This window comes from Prevotella sp. AM42-24, assembly GCF_003461825.1.
Lineage (GTDB): Bacteria > Bacteroidota > Bacteroidia > Bacteroidales > Bacteroidaceae > Prevotella > Prevotella hominis.
On record NZ_QTXV01000080.1, the window covers coordinates 1 to 11122 of the forward strand.

Genomic DNA, 11122 nt, shown 5'->3' on the forward strand with positions numbered 1-11122 from the left:
AAGTTTCGATTAACCCTAAAAGTGCCCCATTGTTTCTGCTGTCAACATATTTGACGGGAGTCACAGAATAATGAGGAACTTTAATTTCAGGATGAAATTAAATAATAAATTCAGATTTATGAATACAGGAATTAAGTTAACCGTTCTTTTGTCCACTTGCTGTCTTTCACTGAGTGCCCAGGAGAACTCCTTCTATGCCGGCATCCGTCTGGGAGGCGGCTACAGTATCAACAACCATATAGACAGGATACTGGTGAGTGAGAATTATTATTCCAACTATTCGTTCGACAACAAAGGGCTTTTCGTACCAAGTGCAGAACTGTTTTTCCTTTACAGAGAGCCGGGAAGTCTCTGCGGCGTGGAAGCAGGCATCACCTATTACAACAAGACAGCCAGGGTGCGTTACGAAGACAGGAACGAGCTGAACTACACGCTTTCCACCCGTTACCATCATCTGGGACTTGCCGCCTATCTGAACCTCTATCCTTTCAGGGGCAGGAATTCCCTGCATGTTTCTCTGGGCGGAAGAATAGGTGCCAACCTCTCTCCCGACAATCTCTCCTATACGGGAAATCAGGAAGACGAAAAGTTTTCAGCGCTGGGCTATCCGGGTGTGAAAGAGACCGAGCGGCTGCTCAGGGACAAATTGAAAGGCCGTCCTGATGCTGCCCTGGGTGGCGGTATCGGCTATGAATTCCCTTTTGGCATGACGGTCGATCTGCGCTACCACTACAGTCTGACCAACAGCATCAAGACAGAAACCAACACCTACAACTGGGTGGAACAGGACAACCACAACCAGCAGATTGAACTGACTGTGGGTTATATGATCAAAATCAAATAAGAACAGAAAGTCTCTGGTCTGACTAATCTGTCCAACACACATACACATTTTAATATATATAAGAGCCCATGATGAATTCTAACCAACGCAATGTCATCTGCGGCACAGGTGCATTCCTTGTCATTATCATCATCATTCTCAGCCTGCGGCTTTGCGGGCAAGACAGGAAAGAAGTGCCGTCGCCGCAACCGCCACCACCGGCAACAAGCCGTGTTTCACCCCCACATGAGTCCGCCAGAATGGATTCATCAGCCGTCTTCCCCATAGTATGGAAAACGGCAGCAGGAAAACAATCAGGAAAGAAGGTGACAGCCACCCATATTCCTCATCCTACCCAAGAAGCAGCTGTTGAAGAAAAGAAAGAAGAACCGGTTCCTGTGCAGGATAGCCTCGAAGTGCAGCCTTCCAAAGAACCTGGTTTTGTAGAAACCGCCATGAATCCGGCTGAAACCAGCCGCTCCCCAGAACAGGGACTCATCTTCCATCACAAGCGTTATTACCAGCTGCGTATCGGCATGCGCGCCGGTATCGGATACAGTTCCATCGGAAATCTCGCAGCCCTTATCGAAGACGGTACCTTCCGTCCACGCAACACCATGGAAGAGAGCGGTTCGTTAGTTCCTGCGATAGGTGTCTTCGCCCTCTGGCGAAGCGACCGTCTGGGCATAGAGCTGGCTGCAGACTACACATGCCTGTCATCCACCCTGAAGGAGCATAAGGAAATTGACGGAACCGACGAGAAAACCGCCTTCCGCTATCATCTCATCATGCCCCAGGCTTCAGTACGTCTTTACCTGCTGAGCGATTTCTACATGGGTGCCGGTGTCGGTGTGGGCATTCCCATTAATCCGGGCGGCATTGACTTTTCCAGCAACCGTGCTGCAGAATTTGCACCGGCAGACGGACTCACCCGGGAACATCTAAGAGAATCACTCCGGGCACGCCCTCACTTCATGCCCCTGCTGAAAATAGGATATTCATCCTTCAGAAACGGAATCGAAGCCAGCCTCCAATACAGCTACGGCGCCGGGGATCTCATCAGGACGGAAGAGAACCCCTACGGCTATCACAGAGCTACGAACAACAGTCACCTGCTCCAGCTGACAGTCGGCTATACCATACACCTGAACAAAAAGAAATGACGATGAAACATACAGTATTCAATATAACAGTAATTCTCTTTCTGTTTTCCGCCGCCGTCCAGGCACAGTCTCCTGGCGGCGTAGCCGGTCCCGTAAAATGGGCAACTGGCAAGGATAACGGAACAGTACAGCTTTCCGGTACTGGCGGAATGACCTTTGTCGGTGTAGGCAGGATACAGCAGGGGAGCGAGCAGCTGCTCTGGAATGTCAGCACACGTTCCGGCAAGACCGGTCGTGTACAGACCACGGCACGCTCCGCCAACCTTGCCAGAGGAACTTTCATGAACTATACGGGACGTGACACGCTACCGCAGCTGCGCCTGTATTCCTACAGCTGCTCTTCTGCCGACGGAACGCAGGGAACGCTCAGTATCGGTAAAATGACCGGAGAGAAACTTCCTGTCAGAAACCTCAGGGACGGCATGGTGGAATATGCCGTCTATGACCGTGCCCTCACCACCACCGAACGCATGCGAGTGGAAAGTGCCCTTGCCCTGCGCCACGGCATCACCCTTGCCCACTCATACTTCAACTCCAGAGGTGAAATCATCCGCAACCACTACAGGCTCAGGGCATACAACCACCGCATTGCAGGTATCATCGGCGATGCAGTCTCGAAGCTTGACCAGACTACAGGTGAAAGCAGCGAGGAGGAAGCCGTCATCAGGGTATCCACCCGGTCCGTCAGCGAAGGTACGAGCTTTCTCTGGGGCGATGATGCAAGGCTACTTTCCTTTGCTGCAGACAAAGGTAACGGAAAATGGATGCAGCGGCGGTGGGCAGCTTCAATGGTGGGCAGCCAGACGGAACCTCTTGCCCTTACTTTCGATACCCGATGCATCCGCAGTCTCAAGCCGCTCGAAACAGGTGAGGAATACTACCTCGCCGTAGATGAGAGCGGAACGGGCAGATTTCCTGTAGGACAGATACGTTATTACAGGGCCAGGGACAGCCATGCCGACAGCATCGTCTTTGACGGTATAGCAGCCGCTGCCGGAGAAAGCATCTTCACATTACGCATCGCCAAAGACTTCTTTGCGACCGTTGAAACGGAACGTCCCTGCTGCTCCACGGCAGAAAGGGGACGGCTCAGGATACTCCTGACAGGCGGCAGTGCACCATACCGTGTCACGGTCAGCCTTGACGGGACTATCATCAGCAGCCTTTCCACCGAAGACAGCATTCTCACCGTCAAAGACCTGCAGCAGGGGCTGTACGTCCTCACTGCCAGGGACCGTAACGGCAAGACCCTCTCCAGCGAGATCATGGTATCCAATGCCGACATGGCAGACATGCCGGAGCTCCAGGATGTCCAGTTCTCCAAAGGTGCTTCACGCGAGTATCATCTTGAAACACAAGGTAACTACCCCTGCCGCTGGAAGACTCCAAAGGGCAGATACCTGAGCGGAGAGAGCGTCACGCTTGACGGGGACGGAAGATACCTCCTCGAACTGACCGACGGCGAGGGATGTACCACAATCCGCACGCTTGACGTATCTACGGCAGCAGGAGACATCTTCTCACGTTATGACGTTTCTCCCAATCCGACAGAAGACGGCGACGTCTCCGTACGTGTGGAGATGTCCGGATCATTCCCGCTGGAACTGCGTCTTTATTCACCGGACGGTGCCCTGATGCAGACGCAAAAACGCTCGGCAGACACCTACCATGCCACCCGCTTCCATCTGTCCCAGAACGGCATCTATATTCTTGAGATGAAGAGCGGGACCAGCAGGAAGAGCATCAGACTCGTCAGAAAATAAACGGAACCAACCACTATATCAAAGTAGAAAAACATGAAAAGAAACATATTCCTATCCGTTGTGGTTTCAGAAATCATCCTGCTGCTTGCATCCTGCAATGACGGCAGTAAGGGAATCTCCGGCAACCGCATCCAGGACAGCAGAGAGTATTCTGCTGAAGACACCCTCATAAAGAAGACAGCCGGAGACACCATTCTCCCTACCGGGGAGAGGGGCATCCGACCGGAACAGACCGCCGGGAAAAATGCAGCGGCGGATCTACAGAATTTCCGGAAACGTACGGTAAGCAAGTACTTCACCGGTATGGAAGCAGACTCCCTGTCTGTAGGACGTGCGGAACTCAGGGTTCCCCGGGGCAGTATGGACCATGCCAGAATCCTGAGCATTACACCGCTGCGCAAGGGCGAACTTCCCCACCTGCCTGCAGGCATGGTGAACGTGACGGCAGACAGGAGTAATCCTACCATTTCTGCCAGCCGGAAGAACTGTATCGCCGGCTACCGCTTCCTGCCGCACGGAGAGCACTTCGTACATTCGCTGGCAAGCATCACCGTACCCTATGACAGTACCCTCATACCACAGGGATATACAGCCGAGGATATCCATACCTATTTTTATGACGGACTGAAAGACAGGTGGGTAATGCTGCGGCACAAGGCTCTGGACAAGGACAGGGAACTGGTCGTGGCCGAGACATCGCATTTCACCGACGTCATCAACGGCATCATCAAGGTGCCCGAGAATCCCGAGACCCAGAACTATGTGCCAACGGGTATCAGCGAACTCAAGGCAGCCGACCCCGGTGCCGGCATTACGGCCGTGAGCGTTCCATCCGCCAACCAGAGCGGAACAGCATCACTGGGCTATCCGTTTGAACTGCCAGCCGGAAGAGCCGGCATGCAGCCCGGTGTCAGCCTGCAGTACAGTAGCTACGGCGGTTCCTCCTATGCCGGCTACGGCTGGAATCTTCCCCTGCAGAGCATTGACATCGAGACCCGATGGGGCGTGCCACGCTTTGACAGGGAAAGGGAAAGCGAGAGCTACCTGTTCATGGGCAGCAGACTCAACGGTCGCACCTACCGCACGGCCGATGCACCGGCAAGAACGAAGGACAGGCATTTCCGCCCGCTCACCGAGGGCGGTTTCGCCAGGATCATCCGCAGGGGTGATTCCCCGCAGAACTATACCTGGGAAGTAACCTCCAAGGACGGAACGGTATCCTTCTTCGGCGGCAGGGACGGCGTGGTGGATGAAGGTGCCGTGCTGAAAGATGCCCGAGGAAACATCCTGCGCTGGGCGCTCTGCAGAACTCAGGACGCCCACGGCAACACCATATCCTACAGGTATATCAAGAAAGGGAACAACCTCTACCCCGACATCTGCCGCTATACGGGTTACAGGGATGAGGAAGGTCCCTACAGTGTCAGGTTCACATATGCGGCAACCGGACGCAAGGATGCCGTCAGAAACGGGCGCTTGGGCATACTGCAGACAGACGATGCCCTGCTCGAACGCGTGGAAGTGATGTATGACGGGGAACAGCTGCGTGCCTATGCGTTCCATTACAGGGAAGGTGCCTTCTCCAAGACCCTTCTTGACAGCATCGTGCAGAAAGACAGCAGGGACAGGCGCGTGGCGGCACAGGGCTTCAGCTACTACAACGACATTGCGCAGGGTATCTTCTCCGATACCCCCGAAGTCTATACGGCAGAAAAGGACGACTGCGGCAGACTTGTCAGCTACCACATCGGAAACCTTGACGAGAGCATGTCACTCCTCGGCGGCGGCTCTGCCAGGGGAAACACCGTGGGCGGCGGAGTCATGGTCGGAGCCGGCTGGGGACCGGCATCGGTCAATGCAGGAGGTTCCTACTCCTATTCCAAGTCGGACAACGAAGGACGCATTGCCCTCGTTGACATCAACGGAGACGGCATGCCAGACAAGGTCTGGAAAGGTGCAGACGGGAAACTGTATTACAGGCTGAACCAGAACAGGGACCTCAGCCATCCGTCTTTCGGAGAGGAGATGGTCATCAGGGGCATCAGCAGTTTCACCGGAGGAACAACCACCAGCAACACAAGGAATGCGAACGTGGCTGCAGGCTTCGGCCCGGCAAGTGCCGGCTACGCCGTAAGTAAGACCACCGACCAGAGCAAGAACAAGACCTATTTCCTGGATTTCAATGCCGACGGGCTGATAGACATCGCCTGCAACGGTACGGTATATTTCAACCATACAAACGGCAGGGATGTAAGCTTCAGCAGCACGAGCAGCAATACAGGAAATCCCATCACGGGAAATGCGGAGGGCATAGATTCCGCATTCCTGCCCGACTATGATGCCATCAGGGATTCCCTGGAACGGGAATTCCCGCTGCACGATGCCGTGCGCCTATGGCGTGCCCCATACGCAGGAACTGTGAAAGTGACCTCTACGGTCAGCAAGCCGTCAGACCAGGGTGACGGTGTCAGCCTGAGCATGCAGCACAATGACAACGTACTGTGGAAAGACACGCTCCTGCAATCCGGCAGCGTCACGGTACCGGAAAAAAAACTTACCGTCAGACCGGGCGACTTCCTGCTCTTCCGCGTGAATGCCAGATATTCAGGTACGGGGGATGCGGTCGAATGGAATCCGGACATCATCTACACTTCCATTGCGGCAGACACCTATGCCGGAGAGGATTTGAGACATTACCGCTGTTCCTCGGACCACATCGCCGGAGAGATGTCCGCAGCACCGCTTGCCGTGGACGGAACGGTATCCTATGAAGGCAGCTTCAGCAAGCAGAAGACGGGCGATGACCTCACCCTCTCTGTAGTAAGGACGGACAAGACCGGCAAGCAGACGGAAGTAGGAAGCCTCTTCCTGCCTGCCGACACCGTGCTTGCTGGAAATTTCAGGGGCGAATTCCGTTCTCAGGCTGCAGACAGTGCCACGGTGAACTTTATCATCAGGACAAACAGTCCCGTCAACTGGCAGCACATCAGCTGGAATCCCGTGTTCCACAGCGACACCACCAGATACACGCTTGCCCCGCAGCGCCTGATGTTCAACAAGAACATCGCTGCGGCAAGGGATACGCTCATTCACTTCGCAACCCGTGACTCCGTCTGGGGAAACAGGCTGGTTCTTGTTCCCGAGTTCCAGACCGTCCGCTCTTCGGACAAGGACACAGAACCTGCCACCGTCCACCTTACACTGAAGGACGAGACGGGCACGCTGCTTTACCGCAGGGATTATACGATGGCAGACGACAACCGCCTCTGGGGAGACAGTACCGCCGTGGACGGCGACTTCCTCATCCCGCGACTTTCGGCAAGGAAAATACAGGTGAGCTTTTCCGTATCCAATGAACTGGACAACGCTCCGGTCGCCCGGCTGCACATCCTCCGCGACTCCATACTCTACGAGACAGGTGCAGATGGAAGGAAACTGGAGACCGGTCGCCGGGCAGTACCTGTCGGAACCGTTCCCGCATCCGTATTCTCCAGCTTCAACCGCTTCGACTGCGGAATGCTCTACAGGGGATGGGGCCAGTTCGCATGGAACAGCAATGAAAGAGAGGAGCCTGTCAGAATTGCCGAGATGAGAGTACCTGACCATAATGAATACATCAGGGACGGGAAAATCGACGAGGAAGCCGTCGAGAGAAATACGCTCGACATCAGCAAGCAGAAATTCTTTACGATGGCATACATTCCCGAGACGGGAAAGTATGTCAGCGCCACTGATAGTGTCTATACAGAAGGTACGATGATGCGTGCATCGAGACTGGGTGAGGATGAAATAACCGTTGACTCCATCAGCTACTGCACACATGGAGAGGGACTTTCCGCACCCGTACTGATGACCGAATCGAAAAGCACGGGAAAGACCTACTCCCTGGGATTCTCCATGGGAGCCAGCATCGGAGTGAACAGGAGCAGCACCAGACAGGATTCCTATACTACGGTGTCCGTCATGGATCTCAATGGTGACGGATATCCGGACTGGATACGTGATGAGAACGGCAGCGTCAGGGCCCAGCTTACAGGGCAGACCGGAATACCCGGTGACGGGCTGCAATACGATGTGGAATCACCCGCATCCAGCGGCAAATCGGAAAACATAGGTGGGGATGCCGGACTCAGCATGGATCCCGACAGCTACAGCCTTTCCAAATTAGGTGCTCAGCTCAAGCAGGCGAAGGCTTCCTTCGCCAGGAGCATGGCAAGCCTGCAGCAGACGAGAAGGCTGGAAAAGAATGCAGAAGGAGCAAGCTTCAGCGGAAACGTCTCGGAGGGCGCCTGCAGTGCCAGCGGAAATTTCTCAAGCGGCAAATCGGAGACCGTACGCAGCTGGCAGGACATCAACGGAGACGGACTGCCAGACATGGTCTGCAGGGGACAGGTGCGCTACAATCTGGGATATTCCTTCACGGAGACCATGCCGTCGGGAATCAATGACGTGGAACGGAGCTCCAACAGCAACTACGGTGACGGACTGGGTGTATGCGTATCCGTCCTCGGCCTCTTCAACATATCAGCAGGTCAGAACGATACGGGTAGCCTCACTTCCGGCAAGGGTGCTTTCCATGACATCAACGGCGACGGACTGCCTGACTTTGTAGAGCAGGACGGAAACGGCGACCTGAAGGTTATACTGAATACGGGCAGCGGCTTTGCCGCACCTGAGCAGTTGCATAAGAAATCGGAGATTTCCGCCGACCTGGGCTCTTCCGTGGCCACATACGCCAGCACGGCCTATACCATCCGCATACCGCTGCCGTTCGGCTTCGGCATCAATATTACACCGAGCATACAAGGGTCACATAGCGAAAGCATCAATCGCACGACTGCGGCTTTGATGGATATAGACGGCGACGGCTTGCCAGATCTCGTTTACAGCGATAGCGAAAACAGCATGAAGGTGCGCCGCAACCTAACGGGACGTACCAACCTGCTCAAAGGCGTTACCCTGCCTTTCGGCGGGCACGTTGCCGTAGAATACAAGCAGACAGGACCAAGCTATAACATGCCCGGTCGCCGTTGGGTGATGGCATCCGTGGAGACCACGGGTGGCTATGCCGAGAACGGAGCCACCAAGATGCGCAACGAGTTTGAGTATGAAGGTGGCTATCGCGACCGCCGAGAACGTGACTTCTACGGTTTTGAGAAAGTTACTACCAAGCAGATAGACACGCAGAACGACAATGCCGTGTACCGAAGTCATGTGGAAGAGTACGGACACAACCGCCACTTCTACATGCACGACCTTGTCACTGCCGAGACGCTCTACGATGCGGCAGGTAGCAGGCTGCAGGGAACGGAGAATACCTACGAACTCAGACAGCAGGCTGACACGGAGGTATTCTTCCCGGCACTTGTTGCCGTAAAGCAGAGCATTTACGGCAACAGCGGACAGGGCTGCATGAGCACCACCGTGCACAATACCTATGATGCATACGGTAATCTTGCCTCCTACAAGGAAACGGCAACGAACTATGAATTAGATGCCGATATTGCCTATCATGACTTGCAGGCAAGGTATATCGTCTCCGTACCCAAGCACATCGCCGTAAAGGATAAAGGAGGAAAGGTTTACCGCGAACGTTCTACGCAAATCAACGGCAATGGTGACATCACCAACATCACCATGCACAACGGCGATAAACCGTCGGTCTACGATATGACCTACGATGCCTATGGTAATCTTGCAAGTCTCACCAAGCCCGAGAACCATAGGGGACAGCGCATGCGCTACGACTACACTTACGACGATGTGCTCCATGCGCTGGTGACGAGCGTAAAAGACGCCTACGGTTACACCTCTTCCACCGTCTACGACTACAAATGGGCAGTGCCCGTGGAGACTTCCGACCTCAACGGCAACAAGATGCGCTATGCCTACGACGACATGGGACGCCCAAGCACGATTCTCGGTCCGAAGGAGATTGCCGCAGGCAAGCCCTATACCATTAAATTCGAGTATCATCCTGCCGGTCGTTATGCCCGAACTCTGCATTATTCCCCCGAGGGCGACATCGAGACCTATACCTTTGCCGATAGCCTGATGCGCGCCGTGCAGACCAAGCAGACAGGTGTGGTGTGGGCAGGCGGAAGCAATCAAAAGGTATCTATTGTCAGCGGCCGTGCCATTGTCGATGCTTTCGGTCGCACCATAAAAGCATTCTATCCCACCACAGAGAGCTACGGCAGCATCGGTACGTACAACACCGCCACGGGCGACCCGCAGGCAACCACCGAATACGACGTTTACGACCGCACGACAAAGGTTACGCTGCCCGATGGGGCTATGACTACGACGGCATACAGCATCGTTTCCCATGATGGTGAGCCGATGCTTGAAACAAAGGTGACCGATGCGCTCGGACGCAATGCCGAGAGTTACACCGACGAGAAAGGGCGCAACCGTGAGACAATGCAACACGCTTCAGGCGATAACATCACCGTGAAATACGACTACGACGCCGTGGGACAAGTAACCACCGTTCATCATCCCAATGACAAGGTCACAACCTACGAATACGACCTTTTGGGACATAAGCTCAAGGTAAACCACCCTGATGCAGGTGAAGTCAGCTACACTTACGATGCGGCTGGCAATCTCCTGACGAAGCTCACGGCGGAACTCAAGAAGAGCATTTCTGACAAGGCTCCCGTCACCTACACCTACGATTATGAAAGGCTGAGCGAGGTTCTCTATCCGAAGAACCTCTTCAACCGTGTTACCTACACCTATGGCAAACCGGGCGAGAAGTATAATCGTGCAGGCAGACTCGTGCTCGTGGAAGATGCATCGGGCGGCGAGGCGTATTATTACGGCAACCAAGGCGAAGTGGTGAAGACGGTTCGGTCGGTGATGGTCAGCACTGCCGACGTGCGCACCTATGTCTATGGTACTACCTACGACAGTTGGAACCGCGTGCGCACGATGACTTATCCCGATGGAGAAGTCGTAACCTATGCCTATAATGCTGCAGGACAAATTGTTAGTGTCAAATCCAACAAACAAGGAAAGGAGGAAACCATCGTGGAAGAGGTGGGCTATGACAAGGAAGGACATACCGTCTATACCCGCCTGGGCAACGGAACGGAGACCACCTATACCTATGACAGACAGCGTGAACGCCTGCAGGAGATGAACCTCACGGCTGCCGGTGCGGCGGTCATGACCAATAAGTACCGGTATGATGCCGTGGATAACATCCTGGGCATCACCAATGCTATAGACCCTGCGAAGGCTGGCGGTAAGTCCCAGCTGGGCGGTGCCTTCAGCCATACCTATGCCTATGACGAACTGAACCGCCTGATAACGGCAAGCGGCAAAGCAAAGAGTGCATCGTATGAGATGGCGATGACCTTCGGACG

General features: G+C 54.5%; 4 protein-coding genes. All 4 read left to right on the plus strand.

The genetic code is table 11. The features are described 5' to 3' along the window. The first annotated feature begins 118 nt into the window (after window positions 1–118). Window positions 119–844, plus strand: a complete 726-nt coding sequence (locus DW917_RS15010) for an outer membrane beta-barrel protein (RefSeq protein WP_118120004.1) — start codon at window positions 119–121, stop codon at window positions 842–844. Window positions 845–1083: 239 nt separating this feature from the next. Beyond that, window positions 1084–1986: a hypothetical protein gene (locus tag DW917_RS15015; RefSeq protein WP_233524771.1), complete on the plus strand. Its 903-nt coding sequence runs from the start codon at window positions 1084–1086 to the stop codon at window positions 1984–1986. Window positions 1987–1988: 2 nt separating this feature from the next. Next, window positions 1989–3749, plus strand: a complete 1761-nt coding sequence (locus DW917_RS15020; RefSeq protein WP_233524772.1) for a T9SS type A sorting domain-containing protein — start codon at window positions 1989–1991, stop codon at window positions 3747–3749. 303 nt (window positions 3750–4052) lie between these two features. After that, window positions 4053–11122: SpvB/TcaC N-terminal domain-containing protein (locus DW917_RS15025; protein WP_118120011.1), on the plus strand; the 7070-nt coding region annotated here is incomplete at its 3' end.